This window comes from Flavobacterium sp. 9AF (genome assembly GCF_902506265.1).
Lineage (GTDB): Bacteria > Bacteroidota > Bacteroidia > Flavobacteriales > Flavobacteriaceae > Flavobacterium.
The window spans coordinates 1-17,149 of the sequence record NZ_LR733625.1 but is presented as its reverse complement, the minus strand read 5'-3'; the positions used below and the strand labels follow the sequence as shown (position 1 = coordinate 17,149).

Below are 17,149 nucleotides of genomic sequence, written 5' to 3'. Positions count from 1 at the left end.
TTCAAAGATATTTAATCCACTTCCAAAAAGACCTCTGCTGCAAATAGTCGAGGTCTTCTTCATTTGCATAAGATTCTCTCTCAAAAGAAATATTTCGATAAGCCTTACTCCAATTCCTATACATTAAAAAACGGATTAAAAATTCGAGTCCATACCATATAAAAAAAGGGATAACTAATAATTCTAACTGTTGCCTGATATGAATTTTCTCATGATTTAACAACACGGCATTTCTACCATCTTCTTTTTGCGTTAAAATAACAAAGGGATAAATAGTAATGCCTCTATAATGTTTATTTGTAAAAAGTCTAACTATTAAAAGTATCATTTTTATTGCATTTATTTCAAAAAACTCATTCATATTTAAGAATAAGTGTCACCAATCTTGGATAAAAATATCTATTTTTGGGGAATCTAAAAAAATTTTTAGATATAGATTACCATTATGAACAACAAAATTGATCCAAATACCCTTATTGAAGGAGAAGATTTTTATTACACTCCTGAAGGTTATAAATGTTTTACAGAAAAATACCACCTTAAAAGAGGCTATTGTTGTAAAAGTGGCTGCCGTCATTGCCCATATGGCTTTGATAAAAAAACAGGAACAATAAAAAAATAAAAATGGACATCGTATTATTATATTATAAAATTAAAATTTACAAAACCTATCATAGGTCAGACATCCGTTATCCCTAGTTATTCTTTAGGGCGTGCCCTCCATTACATTACGGTCGGGCTGTTCGCACTACAAGGTAGTTTGCTACCATCCCTCACGCAAAACTAGAAAAAACAAAAATCGCTAACCATGACATTTAAAGAACAAATACAACAAGGAATTCCAAATGAATTACCTGCTATAAAACCATATGAAGCGCATATCAATCATGCACCTAAGAGAAAAAAAATTCTTTCTGATGAAGAAAAAAAACTAGCCCTACAAAATGCACTTCGTTATTTCGAACCCAAGCATCATGCTGCTTTATTACCCGAATTTAAAGATGAATTAGCCCAATATGGTCGTATCTACATGTATCGCTTTCGTCCAGATTATGAAATGAAAGCGCGTCCATTAGAAGACTATCCAGGAAAAAGTAATCAGGCAAAAGCTATCATGCTAATGATTCAAAATAACTTGGATTATGCTGTAGCACAACACCCACACGAATTAATTACTTATGGTGGCAATGGTGCTGTATTCCAAAATTGGGCGCAATACTTATTAACCATGCAATATCTATCTGAAATGACAGACGAACAAACGTTAGTTATGTATTCAGGTCATCCTATGGGATTATTTCCAAGCCATAAAGAAGCACCAAGAGTAGTGGTAACTAATGGAATGGTTATCCCTAATTATTCGAAACCAGATGATTGGGAAAAAATGAATGCATTAGGAGTCTCTCAATATGGCCAAATGACGGCTGGAAGTTATATGTACATTGGCCCTCAAGGCATTGTTCATGGTACTACAATTACCGTGTTAAACGGATTTAGAAAAATAAATAAATCCCCTAAAGGAAGCTTATTTGTCACTTCTGGATTGGGTGGTATGAGTGGTGCACAACCAAAAGCAGGTAATATTGCTGGTTGTGTTACAGTTTGTGCAGAAGTTAACCCAAAAATCACACATATTCGTCATTCACAAGGATGGATTAATGAAGTTATAGACAACTTAGACCAATTGGTTCCTAGAGTAAAAAAAGCATTAGAAAACAAAGAAGTTATTTCTATTGCTTATTTAGGCAATGTGGTGGATGTTTGGGAACGCTTTGATAGTGAAAATCTACACATCGATTTAGGCTCTGATCAAACTTCGCTACACAATCCTTGGGCTGGTGGCTATTACCCTATTGGATTCACTTTTGAAGAATCTAACGAAATGATGGCAAATAATCCAAGTCAATTTAAAGAAGAAGTACAAAAAACGTTACGTCGGCATGCAGCAGCTATAAATAAACACACAGCAAAAGGAACTTATTTCTTTGATTATGGCAATGCCTTTTTATTAGAGGCTTCTCGAGCAGGAGCTGCAGTAATGAGCGAAAAACCTACTTTAGGAAGAGAATTCAAATACCCAAGCTATGTGCAAGATATTATGGGGCCTATGTGTTTTGATTATGGTTTTGGACCATTCCGTTGGGTTTGTACTTCGGGCAAACCTGAAGATTTGGCTAAAACAGATGCAATTGCTTGTTCAGTATTAGAAGAAATGATGCAAACAGCTCCTATAGAAATACAACAGCAAATGGCTGATAATATTCAATGGATAAAAGGCGCTCAAGAAAATAAATTAGTAGTAGGCTCACAAGCTAGAATATTGTATGCTGACGCTGAAGGGCGTATTAAAATTGCTTCCGCATTCAATAAAGCGATTGCTGAAGGAGAAATTGGGTTTGTGGTTTTAGGAAGAGACCATCATGATGTATCTGGAACCGATTCTCCTTACAGAGAAACATCGAACATTTATGATGGATCTCGCTTTACTTCAGATATGGCTATACACAACGTTATTGGAGATAGCTTTAGAGGTGCTACTTGGGTTTCCATTCACAATGGTGGTGGTGTTGGATGGGGCGAAGTAATCAACGGAGGTTTCGGCATGGTTCTTGATGGTACTAATGACGCATTAAGACGTTTAGAATCGATGCTATTTTGGGATGTAAACAATGGAATTTCAAGAAGAAGTTGGGCAAGAAACGAAGGAGCCATTTTTGCAATAAAAAGAGCTATGGAGACGCAACCTTTATTAAAAGTTACCATCCCTAATATAGTAGCCAACGATTTATTATAAATTTAAATTTGTTTCATAGTTAGTTCATTAGGAAACATTTTTAATTTAAACCTAATATTGAACCATTTGATAACACAATATGATTATGAAAACACTAAAATTAATTCCATTTTTTTTGCTTTTTATTGCTACTTCATGTAGCTCAGTAAGAGTAAATGCAGATTATGATAAAAAAGCAGAATTTACAAATTATAAAACTTATGCTTTTTTGAAAAGCAGTATTGATAAAGCTGAAATCTCTGATCTTGACAAAAAAAGAATTTTACGCTCTATAGATGAAGTAATGACTAGTAAAGGGTTTAGTAAAAGCGAAAATCCAGATATGTTAATAGGTATTTTTACTCAGGAAAGAGAAAGAGTAAATGTATATAATACTGGTGGTTTTGGATGGGGATGGAATCCTTATTGGGGAATGAATTATAGTAGAGTATATACTACTCCTGAAGGCACTTTGTTTATTGACCTTATAGATGCAAAATCAAAAGAATTGGTTTGGCAAGGTGAAGGAAGTGGTACACTAACAAAAGACACTAATAAAAAAGATGAAAGAATTATGGAATTTGTTTCAAAAATTTTGGCACAATTTCCTCCCCAAAAGTAAAATAGTATAGATTAAATACTAATTAATCTTTTATTCAAAAATAAAATAAACCACAACATGATATTGTGGTTTATTTTGTTTAAACTAATCCCATAACTTAAACAAACACTTAGTTTCTAAATTGTATTATTGAATTTTAATTTTTAAAGGTCTATTTCAATTTTTCGTTAATTAATTGTATTTGCTTCTTTAATATATTAAGTTCAACTTCCAAAACTTCTATTTTTGCATTTTGACTATGAATAACCTCTTGTTGTTCTTGTATGGCTTTCGTTAAAACGGGGATTAACCCTATATAGTTTATTGATTTTATTGTACGCACATTATGAGAACTTTCCACAATCTTAGTCTTATCATCTGGTGTAACTAAAGTTTCTTCTTTTACTAATTCTGGAAAAACAGTTTCTAATTCCTGTGCAACAAATCCAGTTTGACGATTTCGAGCAAAACCATATTTTTCAGCTAAATCCTTTTTAAAATTATACTCTTTTACTTTTAAAGCATTTATTTTCCCTAAAACAGAAGAAGTTTCCATAATATTTTCTTTTAAAGATATATCTGATGGATTTGTAAAAACACCTGAAACATACACATTGCCATAAAAAACACCTGCATAACCAAAAGCTTGTGTTGCAGAGGAGTAAATGCCATAATGTACTCCTCCTGCTGATGAGTCAATGTAATTATATGTACCAAACTTATTTCCAGTTCCACTGCCATAAAAACTAGAAATATGTCCATAATGGGTCGAATTACCAGAATCACTAAATATAGATTCGCTAGCGGCAATATTCCCTGTTTTTGTTCCAGAAAACAAGTTATACATTCCCCATGTAATTCCAGATCTATTTCCAGTAACAAAATTATACATACCATAATGATTTCCAGGTCCTTGATTAGCGTCGCCATTGAAAACACCATAAAAAATAGAAGACCAAACACTATCTTCTACAATATTATTTACCCCTCTATATTCTCTATTAGTCCAACCATAGGGTCTTATATTATTTGTTACACCTGCATTTAGTGTGTATGTATTATTCCAATTTTCAAAATTATTAAACATTCCTACATTATCATTCCCTTGAAAAGAGTTATAAATGCCATATTTAGCATAATACATATAGTTATAAACACCAAATGAATTTGAAGGAGTTGTTCCTGTTCCTACATGATTATAAACTCCATAATTTGTATTACCTAAAGCTACAAGATTATGTGTACCTGTTTTTACATTTGAATTTATTGAAGCTAAACTATTATATGTTCCAAAAACTGAAGAAGAAGTAACATTTCCTGAAGAAGATACATTATTATAGGAGCCATAGGAATTAGAATCATTCGATCCCGAAATAGAATTATATGTCCCATATCGATTGGCAGAAAAATCTCCATCTATATTATTATATGTTCCAAAAGTTGTAGCATTTCCTGAACTAGAAGAAAGTGTGTTTTTTGTACCATATTGTTGGCCACTAGTAAAATTATTTATGGTATTATCTACACCTATTTTAGGTGAAGTTGAATTCGAATTTAAAACATTCCTAACTCCAATATGGTTTCCTATTCCTGCTCCGCTTATAAGATTATCCACACCAATATGCTCAGAAGAACCAGTATTTGAAATAGTATTTTTAACACCTGTTTGTAAACCTGTTCCTATTCCTGCCAACTCATAAAAAGCCCCATAATGCTCCCCATTTCCTGTTGAAGTATTATTGCTATAAAAACCATAATGATTACCTGATCCACTGTTAAGAAATGAGTTAAAACTACCATAATGTGCACCCGTGCCATCACCGTAAATTAAGTCAAAAGAACCATAATGAGTCCCGTTTCCAGCACCAAAAACAAACGTTTGTGTACCAATATGAATTCCATTTCCAGGACTAGAAATTTGGTTTCTAGTTCCGCAATGAAAACCATTTCCAGTACTATGAATAACATTATCAACAGCTATAATTTCTGCATTAGTTGAGCCAGACAAAGTATTATACACCCCAGTTTTAAAACTTGTAGAATTACCCGACAAATTATTATAAACTCCTGTTTGTGGTGCAGCTCCACCCGCATTTACATTATTCATTATTCCATTTAAGGATGCTGCAGTATTACTTATTAATGAATTGTAAATACCATAATTTGCTCCAGTTCCAGTTCCGTTTAAATTATATATACTCCCATAATGCGTCCCATTTCCAGAATTAATAATATTTAATTCGCTTCCTGTTTGATTGCCATTTCCCGACCCAGATAATATAGTATAACTTCCATAATGGGTTCCATTACCTGTAGAAGTATTTTCGGTTCTAATTCCAGTATGAATACCTGATCCAGAACCTGTAAAATTATTAAAAATCCCTGTTCTCAAACCAGTTCCGGAAGTACCAAATTCATTTTGTATTCCATAATGCCATAAGGAACTAGCTCCTAAAATTTGATTAAAAACTCCGCTTTTAATAGTATTAGCACCTCCATTAAGTAAAAAGTTATTCACCCCATACTGAGAACCATTTCCTGTACTGTTAATCGAATTTGATAATCCTACATGATTTATTGCATTTCCACCAGACAATCTATTAACTATAGCTAAATGTTGTCCTGATCCCGAATTGTTAATTGTATTATCTAAACCTGTAATAATTCCCGAAGACGAACCTGCCAAAATTGAATTAAAACCTACTCTGTCTCCTATACCAGATCCACTTAAAAAAGTGGTTGTACCATAATGAACTCCATTACCATTTGTAAAAATATCATTTGCATTTCCAATAAGTTCTGCATTTGAATTACCCGTAAGTTCATTATAAACACCTACTTTTTGAGCATCTGCATTTACATTCAAATTTCTTTGATTTCGTATTCCAAATCTACCATTTTCATTAGAAACAATTTCTAATTTACTATCTAAATCACTAAAATTTCCTATTTTAACTTTCCCTAAATGATACATTTCATCGTTAATATCATTGGGTGCATTAGTTCCTCCTACTTCATAAAAATCGGCATCAGCATTTTTTGTAGAAAATAACCCAATCCAAGAAGTTGTTGCATTATCCCAATAATAAAATCCTGGTTGATAGCTTCCCGAAACAGTTGTTAGATAGACCATCATACTATTTTGTGCAACTGTAGGGTTTATCGAGGGAAAGACATCAACTTTTGGTATTAAAATTCCATCCGTATTACTTGGTGTAGCCTGATTGGAAGATTTAATATCTAATTGCGCGCTTGGAGTGGTCGTATTAATTCCTACTTGGGCTTTAATTTGTAATGCAAAAAAGAATAAAAGTAAATAGCAATATTTTATCATAATTTTCTCATTTATTTTGCTAAATAAATTGATTTAATTACACATTACACTAACACTGAGTAAATGGCATTTTTATTTAGTTTCTAAACTATTTATTTGAGAATAATTTTTTTCATTGCTCTTTTATTATCTTTTTCAATTTCTATCAAATAAGTTCCTTTTGCAAAATTTTCTATAGTAACCGTAGGGCTACTAGTTTCTAAAACCAACTGTCCCATTAAATTATAAACTCTAATTTTATCAAAATCAACACCTTCAATTTTAAAAATTCCATTTGTAGGATTAGGAAAAATTTCAAAATTATCGATTGCTGAAACTTCATCAATACTCAGGGAACTACAGCTTAAACCATCTAAATACAAGACAAAATTTGTATTTGAAGTAAATACCTCTACATAGGCTATTTCACCAGCGCTTAATTCAAAATTATTACATTTAAACGCGTGTCCGGCAGCATTCAATGTTTCATAAGAACTATTGTAAGATGCCCCTAAAAAATTGTTTGTCATATCGAAAGGACTTGCAGAATTTAATATTTTCGTCACATTAAATTCATAACCCACGGCTCCTTGAGTAACAACAGTAAGTCCTACACAAACAGATGAAGAGGTATTATTATAAACAGGTATGTATTTTATATTTACCAATGGAATATTAAAATTACCTACATAAAAATAATTTGTGCAGGTAGCTGTCGGAATATTATTCTCAAAATTATAATTAATTTGTCCTGAGATAAATTGGCTTCCATCATAACTAGTACAACTATCCAAAGGAAATTGATAATTTATTGTACATACATTTGAAGAGCTATTAGGATCACCTCCACCAAAAGCTACTCCAGAAGGTATAAATAAAGTGACCGTTCCATCATTTAACGCACCTACATCTACTTGTACCATAAAATTTTGATTATTTGGACTTCCCAGAAATTGCTGATTTATAAAACCTACTGTTGCATTTGAAGTTCCTCCCACAATTAAGTCAGAACTGTCAAAACCGCTAACCACTTCACTAAAAGCTACTTCAAAATATATTACGGGGCTAGTAGTATTTATAGATTGTATTCCTGGATAAGGAGAAACTACTACACTGGGAGCTGCCTGTAATAAACCATAAAAAAGTAAAAAGAGAACAATTGATTTTTTCATAATTATTTTTCTAATAAAAGTTCCACGAAAACATTTGAAAATTACCACCATTAGAACTTGAACTTCCATACCCCCAAGTACCCATAAAGAACTGAGACGAATAATCTAAGTTGGCCTTAAAACTGTACGTTCCTCCAAACAAATAGGTATAAGTTCCAATTACTGAATTCCCAATAACATTATAAGTTCCAGTAGCCACAGTAAAGCCATATAGTGTCGCATTTGCAGCAACAGATAATTTACCATCTTCTTCAAATAACAGAACATAATCATTTGTAGGTGGTGCTGAACCAATCCCATAGGTGCCTAACCAATATCCTTTAAGATAATTAATATCCGTACCTTGAGTAAAATATTTAGCACCTTTAAAAGCACCTAAATTTGTATAACTTGTTCCTTTACCATAGGTGCCTAAAAATTTTGCTATATTAGGATCATATACAATTCTATAATTGATGTAGTCTTTACCGTGTATTAATGTAAACTCGTAAACATTTCCAGATTGTATATAAGATGTTCGCATATTAGGATTTGCCAACATATCGGTGATTGTGGCACTCCCATAAGAAACATAATTTCCATGTTCAAATAGCATGTTCGCTTTAAAACCACTATCAAATTCCACATCATAAAACCCTCTCAAATCTCCTGGTATCGGTGGAGGAAGAGTTCTATTGGCTTCATTTTCATTACTTTTTTTATCTTCCATTAAGGTATCTTCACTAGAACAGGATGCAAAAAGTATTGAAAAAATTAGTAATATAATTTTTTTCATGTTTTTAAATTTTATAGTTCAAAAATTAAATTTTAATGAAAATCTATCGTTTTCAACAAACTTTATTGTATAAATAAGCTCTTAATTAATTAAAAATGAGATTCTGAATTCGTCTTTAAAAAACCACGATTCATCCATTTAAGGTTTCTTAATAAATACACATTTGATGCTTTTGTTATTTTTTTTCAATAAACCATCGCTGATTTCTAGCAAAATTAGCATCCCATTGTCCTAATGGTGCAGTAACATTTGAAGCCGCATTGTAAACTTCCATAACACGTTTAGTTTTATAATTCCTTACCAGCCAACTACCATCACAATATCTAATAAAAGACCATAATTGCGAGTCATTTCCATTGGGTACACTTGTAACAATATTTGAACCATTAATATCGTTTTGATTGAGCAAGTCCAAAATCAAATTATTATATTGGTTTTTAATATGAAAATAATATTGATTAGCTTTTTTAATTGTCCAGCGCTGACTTTTTAAACCTAACAAATTATTTAAAACAACATGAGTGTTACTTTCCATTCCTCCATTTAAAATATCCGTTTCTTTATCTGAAGCATGCACACTACGAAAAGAGTATTCCGAAATTGGGTCAAAATTATCTGCATGTGTAATATTCATTCTATCCCGTTGAGATGCATCAGTAATTTTTTCAAAAGAAATAAAAACAGTATATTCTCCTTTTAAATCTTCTCTATCTCTATAAACAATTGGAATTATCCCTCTTCCATAGCCAAAATCTCTTTGTGACAAAGTGGTAGCTGTATTATAATCTAGTCTAATTTGCAACGGGTTAAAAATATCTGATTTTTCCACACCTATAGGTCTATCGATAGGTCGATCTGTACCTACATGAAATTTTTGAAAATCACTTGTAGATAGAGATTGTAAATCTGCTCTATAAAAAATATTTCCAAATTGTTGCATTACGGTAGGTGCAGGAAATACTCCAGGAGAGTTATTATAATCGTCTGTATTACCTATTCCTAAAGCTCTAAAAGGTAAAGAAGCAATCCCTACACCTGGCTTTAAAACCATTGCTGCAAAACTATTGTGCCAAAAATTGGTTAAAAAATCGGCTGGTCCATCCCACTCCATTATTCCTGGATGAATGACTGCATAATCACTGCCTTGTTTTAATTCACCTTCCCATAATACAAAAGGCAATAAATCTCCAGAATGTAGCGCGTTATTCTTCCAAGGCTCGTTATCAGGTATTTGATCTCCAGATTGAATTCCTCCTAATAATCCAGGAGCACTTCCCGCCATTGCCCACTTATTTTCTGGACCACGCCCATTTATATCGCCTAGAAATTTTGATTTCGTTTTTATTGCAGTAGAAGGGATGGAATTGCCTTGAGAATTCACCAAATAACTCAAAGAAGTTAAATAAATTTCGTCATGTTTTCCATCTCTTTCAAGTATATCATCAGAGGTTTCTCTATTACATATAAATCCTTTAACTGAAACTCTATAATAATCATTCGATCCATTTTTTAGAGCATATTTCATAGTTGCTTTTGCATCATTAATTTGTGAAAAAGCGACAATAGAAAATAATGTTGATAATACAATTAATTTACTATTCATGTTTGTTTATTTTTTATTAGTTTTTCTTAAATTCAACTCTTCGATTCTTTGCTTTGCCTGATTCAGAATTATTATCAACTAATGGCTCCGATTCCCCTTTTCCTATAATTTGCATTCTAGAATTATCTATACTAAATTTAGTATTGAGATATACTTTTACGCTTTCTGCACGTTTCTCTGAAAGTTTTAGATTTTCATTATCATTTCCATCACTATCTGTGTGACCAATAATAATTACTTTAAATGAAGGTTCAGATTGTAATGCGGTTCCAATTTCTGAAAGCACTTTTTCACTAGCAGGTTTAATCGTTGCTTTACCTGTGTCAAATAATATTTCATTTGTTGAAAAAGTACCCGTTTCAATAAGTTTATGTCTTGTGTCTGCACCCGCTTCTGCTAATTTTAAATCGGTAATAAAAAAACGTTGTGAATCTGTTTCATAACTTCCTGTAACAAAAACCAAAGCATTGTAATTACTTTCTTGAAAAGCTTCTTGTACATCCCAAATTTTATTTCCATCGATATACACTCGCAATCTTGTTTCTTGTCTCCAAAACTGAACCCTCACAGTAGCATTTGCTAAAGAATATCTATTCTGCGTTTTTTCATTTTTCATTGTTTCTTTGCCATCCTGATAAGTAAAAAAACGAGTTTTTCCAATATCATTTTTGGTATATTCTTTTGGGTGAATCCCTACTTTTAACCCATTAACATCATGTCTATTTTCTCCCCATTTGCCATAATCTTTTTTTAGATTCTTAGCTTGAGCAAAAACAATCCCTAATTCTTTTGATTTCCAATTCATATCCTCTGAATGAGTTAGTGTAAATTCAAACGTAAAATTTTTAGGTAAGTCTTTATTAAAATTTTTCAAAATAAAAGCACCATCACTTCCTAATGATAACCATTTTTTATTTTCTATTTCTACTATTTCTCCACTAGAGGTGGAAGACATATTTACAGGAAAATCACCTAATGCATCTTGAGAAAAGTCTTCGGTAGCTAAAATCTTAGTTCCTGAAACGAAATCATTCGCTCCTTTAACTGTTTTATTTGCTTTTTTTGAAGAGGTTTCAGGAGTAGATTTATTACTTCCCGATTTTATCTCTTCTATTTTTTCATCCGATTTTTTATCGGCTTTATCTAAGGTTTTATCTATATGACGATCGGCTTTTTGCTCCGCTTTTTGTTCTAACTTCTTTTTAGCTCTTTGTTCTAGCTTTTTGTCAAAATCTTTAAATAATTGCGCATAACTTATTTGAGAAATGCAAATCAACATTCCTAATAAAAATATCTTTTTCATCTTGAATTATTTAATTATGATTTTTATTTTCTAAAAAAAATGTGCCTTCTCCTGAAGTATTTGAACCAAAACCATAAGTTCCTGTAATTTTTTTTGTCGTAGCATCATACATTCCTGTAAATGAATAAGATCCTGCACCTTCTATATAAGTACACGTTCCAGATATCGTATTTCCTGAAATTATGTAATTCCCTTTTGAAATAGATCCTGCTTGAATAAAAAGTGAAGGCCCATCAGCACCTGTTGTAATTTGGCTATTTTCTTCAAAAACAGCATAAAAAGGCTTTTCAGATATTTTATTATATTTTCCTACCCAATACCCTTTTATTAATGAAAAGCCTGTGCTATTTGGGTTGTATTTTTGTCCTGTAAACGATCCACCACCTTCAAAAGCGGTTCCTAGACCATAAGTTCCATTTAACAACTTCCCTGTCGATGGCTCATAAGTTGCTTTGTAATTAAAAGTTGTTGCGCCATCTGTAGTAGAAAATTTTATAAGATTGTTACTATCAATGGTGTAAGTAGCTCTACGTCCCGGTTGTGCTACCATATCATAAATAGTTCCGAAACCATAAGTAACTTTATTTCCTTCTTCAAAAAGTAAATTAGCTTCTATTGAACCATTAATAGTAAGATCAAATAAACCTAATAAGACTTTGTTTTGAGCCGGTTCAGAAGTTTCATCATCTTTACTACAAGAAATAAGCCCAAAAATTGCCAATAAAAGAAGTGTTGGTATTTTATAAAAATTTGTTTTCATTTTAAATTTGTTTAAATTAATTATAATTTTTAGGTTCTAAGTAAAAGGTTCCCAGATCCGAATTATTAGTTCCCCAACCATAAGTTCCTGTAATTTTTTTAGTTGTTGGATCATATGTTCCCGTTATTGAATAACTAAATACAGCATTTATATCATTAAAAGAGGAAGCTATTGTATTTCCTGTTAGCGTATAACTCCCTCTACAAACGTTTCCATTGATTGCAAATAATGTTGCTCCGTCATAACCTGCTGCTAGACTATTGTTTTCTTCTAAAGTGACAAAGAAATTTTTTTGACTACCTGTAGTTGGAATCCACTTTCCTACCCAATACCCTTTTAATAGTGGAAAACCTGTTCCTTCGGGTGTATATTTTTTTCCAGTAAAAGAACCAGAACCATCAAAACTTGTCCCTACTCCATAAGTACCATTTAACAACTTCCCTGTCGATGGTTCGTAAGTTGCTTTATAATTAAATGTTGTTGCACCATCTGTAGTAGAAAATTTTACAAGATTATTAGCATCAATTGTGTAGGTGGCTCTACGTCCTGGCTGTGCAGCCATATCATAAATAGTAGCAAAGCCATAGGTAACTTTGTTATTGGCTTCAAATAATAAATTGGCTTCTATATTTCCGTTTAAAGTTATGTCAAACAAGCCTATTAAAGCTTTGTTTGGGTCAGGTTCAGTAGTTTGTGGTTCGTCATCTTTGCTGCAAGATATTAGCAAAAACAATCCACATAAAACTGTTAGCATTTTTAAGATTTTAGATTTCATAGTGTTACTTAATTAAATTTTAATCAAAGTAACCTTTAAAATCAGTTAATTAGAAAGAGATTTGAGTAATTGGCAGATTTTATTAGTAAATCTTATATTTTTTTAAAAGTGGAAAGAAAATCTTCTTTTCTGTTTCTACTTATAGTTATTGAAGTTCCATCTTTCATTACCACATAGGCATTTTCTCCTTTGGCTACTTTACTAATATGATTGATATTGATTAAATGAGATTGATGTATTCTAAAAAAAGGATCTCCTTTTATGATTTCTTCTACATCTTTCAAAGTTTTACTCAAAGTTATTTTTTTCCCATTTACCAAAAAAATATGAGAATAGTTACTATCACTTTCAATGCGAAGAATTTCGTCTGCATTATAAAAATTGAGCATATTGCCATCAGGCAGAGCAATTCTTTGATTTGCTTTAGACTGTGGTTGCAATTGTTGTATTAAGCTGTTTATTTTATCTTCTAAAGAATATTTTTCCGATACCTTTTTAGCTTTTTCTACAGCTTGCTGTAAGTCGATAATATCGATAGGCTTTAATAAATAATCAATGGCTGAAAATTTAAAAGCTTTTATAGCAAATTGGTCATAAGCTGTGGTAAAAATAACCTTATAATTATAATTATACGTTTCTTTTAAGACATCAAAACCATTAATATGAGGCATTTCAATATCTAAGAAAACTAAATTAGGTTCATATTTTTTTATAGCTTCGATTCCTGCTTTTCCACCATTGCAAATAGCAACAATTTCAACATCTTGACAAAATTGTTGTATTTGAAGTTGTAAAACCTCTAATGCGTTTTTTTCATCATCAATAATAACAGCTCTAATCATAGTGGTTTGTTTTTAGAGGGATAATTAATTCTACTTTTGTACCAATAGGTAAATTATTTACATCTTTTAAATCAATAACATGGCAAATTGTATTATTATTTTCAATTTTATTTAAAATATCTATTCGGTTGTTCGTAATTTCCATCCCATAACTCTTCTTTTTTAGCACTTGCTTGCTTTTTAATTCCAAAGCCTTTTCTCTTCCTATACCATTATCTTCTACTTCTACTTTAATACAATTCTCGTGGTGTTTAGCTATTTTAACAATTAATTTTCCTTTGGTATCTTTATGCAACAATCCGTGCCAAATGGCATTTTCTATATAAGGCTGAATAATCATTGAAGGTATAAAAACAGTTTCCATTTTTAGAGAAGAGTCTATAAAAAATTCATAATCAAATTGATTATCAAAACGCAACGCCTCTATTTCGGTATAAAGTTTTAATTGTTCAATTTCATTACTTAACTGAATATAATTTTGATTGCTATGGTCTAAAATTAATCGAATGAGTTTTGAAAACTTGGTCAAATATTGTGAAGCTGCAAACGTGTCATTTTTCAAAATAAATTTTTGAATACTGTTTAAAGAATTGAAAATAAAATGAGGATTCATTTGCGCTCTAAGGGCTTTCATTTCAATTTGTGCCAAATCTTGTGCAAACTGAGCTTTTAATTTCTCTTCCGATTTTATTTTTTGAAGTTTGTAATAATAAAAACCATACAAAATAGCACTTATTATTATTGCCAAAACTGTATAAAACCACCAAGTTTCCCAAAAAGGAGATTTTACAACCAATTGATATTCAATAACACCACTCCAAACACCATCATTATTACAGGCTTTTACCTGAAAAATATATTCTCCATGATTTAAATTTGAAAAAGAGACTGAATTTTCTCTTGTTTCTTTCCAATCCTTAGAAACACCTACTAATCGATAGGCGTATTTATTTTGATTGAAATTGGTTAAAGCGTTAGTTTCCCAATTGAATGTTATAAAATTTTCATTATACTTTAATTTTAAATTGTCATTTAAAATAAGCATCTCTTTATCTAAAACTAAAATGGAAGAAAATTTGATTTGAGGAATTTTTTTATTGAATTTATAATTTGATATATCTAAAACAGAAAGGGTTCCATAGTAATTCACAATTAAATTATTATTTGGCAATAAATTCATCATAATAGCAGCTGAATCTTCCAATAAACCATTTTGTTTCGTTAAAATAGTTTCTACTTTTTTTGAAGTTTCATTAAACTTCACTAATCCATTTAGTGTACCTATCCAAAGAAAACCATTCGCATCTTTCACAATTCTGTTGCAACAATCAGATGGCAGATCGCTATTTTTTTGTGTGTAATTATACAAATAACTTTTTCCGTTTTTTAACTTTAAATTAAAAATGCCGTTATCTTGAGTTGTAATCCAATAATTATTAGCACTATACTCTATTATATCAAAAGACTGGGTAATTTTTGCTCCATTATTTAATGCTTTTTCCGTTGCAAAATGCTGAAATTTTCCTGATTGGTATGCGTAAACCCCTTCCGTCATGGTAAACCAAATGGCATTCTGACTATCTGCAATTCTAGGAGCTATTAAATTAGAATTCACATCTTCATTTAATTTGTCCACATCAATTAAATTATAATGCTGAATTATCTTTGTATTATTATTTACAAAATAAAATCCGTTGTAAGGAGAAAACAAATAGAAATTATCCTCTTTATCAAACACAATTCGAGTTATATTTTTTAAAGAATTATCATTTAGAAAACTTAATGTTTCCAACGAATTTGTATCTTGATTAAGTTTAAAAACTTTATTTTCACTAACACCGAAAATTTCATTTTTTGAATTTTTTGCAAAAGCAACTATACCATGATTCTTCCTATATTTCCCTCTAAATAAAGGATTTTCTATAACCGTTAGATTTTTTTCATTTGCTTTCCACCATAACAATCCATTACTAGAATTATTCGCAATTAAAAAATCGTTTTTTTTATATAGCATTACACCAAAAGGTTCAACGGTATATTTTGCTATTTCATTGAATAATGGAATATTTTTTATTTGGTTATTTTGCCAAGACAACATTGACAAACCTTTAAAAGAAGGAATCCATAAATTATTTTCTTTGTCTAAATACAATCTAGAAATTCGAGAAGTTTTAAAAGAATATTCATCTTTGTAAGTTTCTGGAATAGTATAAAACGAATCTGATTTAAAATTGTAAACGCCTAACACATTAGCTCCAAACCAAAATTCATCTTTGCTTTTTCTACAAATTGTAGTTACATAATTTGCAGGATTACTGTTATTCGAATTCTTTTCAATCAATTGTTTTTTATGGAATTGTCTTGTTTCTAAATCAAACTTTACAATGCCATCAAATCCTCCTGCAAGCCAAATACAATTGTTTTCTTTGTCATAAAATCCATCAGAATAGTCATTATCACTTTCTACATTAAAATAAGAATTAATTTCGCCTGATGCCTTACAATTAAAAATACCATTAAATGTAATTACCCAAACTTCACCACTTGTAGTCTCGATAATTTTTGAAGTAAATTTTGAATTTTCATTACATTGGGGATCTTTTGGTACAAACTGCTTACACTTTTTATTTTTCTCATCATAAAGATACCAATATCCTTTTCGAGTACCTATCCAAAAATTTCCTTTTGAATCTCTAAAAAATGCATTTACAAACTCTTTAACTACTCGCTCATTAACCGGATTTTCATAATCAAATGACGTAAATTTTTTATTTTTTAAATCATAAATTTGTACTGCATTAATACTCGATAGCCAAAGCTTATCGCTATCATTATAAACAGTTTGAAGAATATTATTTATCTGATGACCTGGTCTATCTTCTGTACTGCTTATTTTTAGAAATTTTTTTCCATTAAATTTATATAATCCTGAACCTGTTCCAAGCCAAATACTGCCAAATTTATCTTGTGCAAAACTGTAAATATATTTTTCTCCCAAACCATCTTTTAAATCAAAATTTAAAAAACAAAAATTGGATTGTTGTGAATAAACAACAATTGAAATTATATTAATAAAAACAAGAATTAACCTTTTTTTCATTGTGAACGCAAGTTAAACTTTAATTAAATGCTAGGCTCATTTTTTTTGTAATCAGCAGATTTTTTGAGTAAATCTATCCAAAAATCATTTTGCAAATTTTAACAAAAATAAATCATTCTTAAGTATTCGCAC

General features: G+C 30.9%; 13 protein-coding genes. 3 read left to right on the top strand and 10 right to left on the bottom strand.

Features of this window, described 5'->3' with window-relative positions:
- Window position 1: 1 nt before the first annotated feature.
- Entirely contained in the window at window positions 2-328 is a 327-nt protein-coding gene (locus HALO113_RS18655; protein WP_159780655.1) for a hypothetical protein, read from the bottom strand.
- A 117-nt stretch (window positions 329-445) separates the two neighbouring features.
- Between HALO113_RS18655 and HALO113_RS18650 the strand changes: the two genes are divergently transcribed.
- The 3 genes from HALO113_RS18650 (at window position 446) to HALO113_RS18640 (ending at window position 3,395) form a co-directional block, all read left to right on the top strand.
- Complete coding sequence (locus HALO113_RS18650) at window positions 446-622, top strand: DUF5522 domain-containing protein (RefSeq protein WP_159780654.1); 177 nt, start codon at window positions 446-448, stop codon at window positions 620-622.
- A 186-nt stretch (window positions 623-808) separates the two neighbouring features.
- Window positions 809-2,794, top strand: coding sequence for a urocanate hydratase (locus HALO113_RS18645; RefSeq protein ID WP_159780653.1), 1,986 nt, complete (start codon window positions 809-811; stop codon window positions 2,792-2,794).
- Window positions 2,795-2,879: 85 nt separating this feature from the next.
- Complete coding sequence (locus HALO113_RS18640; protein WP_159780652.1) at window positions 2,880-3,395, top strand: DUF4136 domain-containing protein; 516 nt, start codon at window positions 2,880-2,882, stop codon at window positions 3,393-3,395.
- A gap of 151 nt (window positions 3,396-3,546) precedes the next feature.
- On the opposite strand, the gene HALO113_RS18635 is transcribed toward HALO113_RS18640, so the two are convergent.
- The 9 genes from HALO113_RS18635 to HALO113_RS18595 all read right to left on the bottom strand — a co-directional run bounded on the left by HALO113_RS18635 (window position 3,547) and on the right by HALO113_RS18595 (window position 17,017).
- Window positions 3,547-6,708, bottom strand: coding sequence for a tail fiber domain-containing protein (locus HALO113_RS18635; RefSeq protein ID WP_159780651.1), 3,162 nt, complete (start codon window positions 6,706-6,708; stop codon window positions 3,547-3,549).
- Between the two features lie 92 nt (window positions 6,709-6,800).
- Window positions 6,801-7,859 carry a T9SS type A sorting domain-containing protein gene (locus HALO113_RS18630; protein WP_159780650.1) on the bottom strand — a complete coding sequence of 353 codons (1,059 nt, stop codon included), beginning with the start codon at window positions 7,857-7,859 and terminating at the stop codon, window positions 6,801-6,803.
- A gap of 10 nt (window positions 7,860-7,869) precedes the next feature.
- Window positions 7,870-8,634 carry a hypothetical protein gene (locus HALO113_RS18625; RefSeq protein WP_159780649.1) on the bottom strand — a complete coding sequence of 255 codons (765 nt, stop codon included), beginning with the start codon at window positions 8,632-8,634 and terminating at the stop codon, window positions 7,870-7,872.
- 175 nt (window positions 8,635-8,809) lie between these two features.
- Complete coding sequence (locus tag HALO113_RS18620; RefSeq protein WP_159780648.1) at window positions 8,810-10,237, bottom strand: RICIN domain-containing protein; 1,428 nt, start codon at window positions 10,235-10,237, stop codon at window positions 8,810-8,812.
- Between the two features lie 16 nt (window positions 10,238-10,253).
- The gene (locus HALO113_RS18615) at window positions 10,254-11,540 is read right to left on the bottom strand and encodes an OmpA family protein (protein WP_159780647.1); all 1,287 of its coding nucleotides are present in this window, start codon (window positions 11,538-11,540) and stop codon (window positions 10,254-10,256) included.
- A 10-nt stretch (window positions 11,541-11,550) separates the two neighbouring features.
- Entirely contained in the window at window positions 11,551-12,300 is a 750-nt protein-coding gene (locus tag HALO113_RS18610; protein WP_159780646.1) for a hypothetical protein, read from the bottom strand.
- Between the two features lie 16 nt (window positions 12,301-12,316).
- Entirely contained in the window at window positions 12,317-13,075 is a 759-nt protein-coding gene (locus HALO113_RS18605) for a hypothetical protein (RefSeq protein WP_236554810.1), read from the bottom strand.
- Window positions 13,076-13,167: 92 nt separating this feature from the next.
- Window positions 13,168-13,917, bottom strand: a complete 750-nt coding sequence (locus HALO113_RS18600; protein ID WP_159780644.1) for a LytTR family DNA-binding domain-containing protein — start codon at window positions 13,915-13,917, stop codon at window positions 13,168-13,170.
- Window positions 13,910-17,017 carry a sensor histidine kinase gene (locus tag HALO113_RS18595; RefSeq protein ID WP_159780643.1) on the bottom strand — a complete coding sequence of 1,036 codons (3,108 nt, stop codon included), beginning with the start codon at window positions 17,015-17,017 and terminating at the stop codon, window positions 13,910-13,912. Before HALO113_RS18595 ends, HALO113_RS18600 begins: the two co-directional genes overlap by 8 nt.
- Between the last annotated feature and the right edge of the window lie 132 nt (window positions 17,018-17,149).

Excerpts from the sequence above, each read along its gene's own strand:
- HALO113_RS18615 (WP_159780647.1), bottom strand. The coding sequence starts at position 11,540 with ATGAAAAAGATATTTTTATTAGGAATGTTGATTTGCATTTCTCAAATA.
- HALO113_RS18635 (WP_159780651.1), bottom strand. The coding sequence starts at position 6,708 with ATGATAAAATATTGCTATTTACTTTTATTCTTTTTTGCATTACAAATT.
- HALO113_RS18650 (WP_159780654.1), top strand. The coding sequence starts at position 446 with ATGAACAACAAAATTGATCCAAATACCCTTATTGAAGGAGAAGATTTT.
- HALO113_RS18630 (WP_159780650.1), bottom strand. The coding sequence starts at position 7,859 with ATGAAAAAATCAATTGTTCTCTTTTTACTTTTTTATGGTTTATTACAG.
- HALO113_RS18610 (WP_159780646.1), bottom strand. The coding sequence starts at position 12,300 with ATGAAAACAAATTTTTATAAAATACCAACACTTCTTTTATTGGCAATT.
- HALO113_RS18605 (WP_236554810.1), bottom strand. The coding sequence starts at position 13,075 with ATGAAATCTAAAATCTTAAAAATGCTAACAGTTTTATGTGGATTGTTT.
- HALO113_RS18625 (WP_159780649.1), bottom strand. The coding sequence starts at position 8,634 with ATGAAAAAAATTATATTACTAATTTTTTCAATACTTTTTGCATCCTGT.
- HALO113_RS18655 (WP_159780655.1), bottom strand. The coding sequence starts at position 328 with ATGATACTTTTAATAGTTAGACTTTTTACAAATAAACATTATAGAGGC.
- HALO113_RS18620 (WP_159780648.1), bottom strand. The coding sequence starts at position 10,237 with ATGAATAGTAAATTAATTGTATTATCAACATTATTTTCTATTGTCGCT.
- HALO113_RS18595 (WP_159780643.1), bottom strand. The coding sequence starts at position 17,017 with ATGAAAAAAAGGTTAATTCTTGTTTTTATTAATATAATTTCAATTGTT.
- HALO113_RS18600 (WP_159780644.1), bottom strand. The coding sequence starts at position 13,917 with ATGATTAGAGCTGTTATTATTGATGATGAAAAAAACGCATTAGAGGTT.
- HALO113_RS18640 (WP_159780652.1), top strand. The coding sequence starts at position 2,880 with ATGAAAACACTAAAATTAATTCCATTTTTTTTGCTTTTTATTGCTACT.
- HALO113_RS18645 (WP_159780653.1), top strand. The coding sequence starts at position 809 with ATGACATTTAAAGAACAAATACAACAAGGAATTCCAAATGAATTACCT.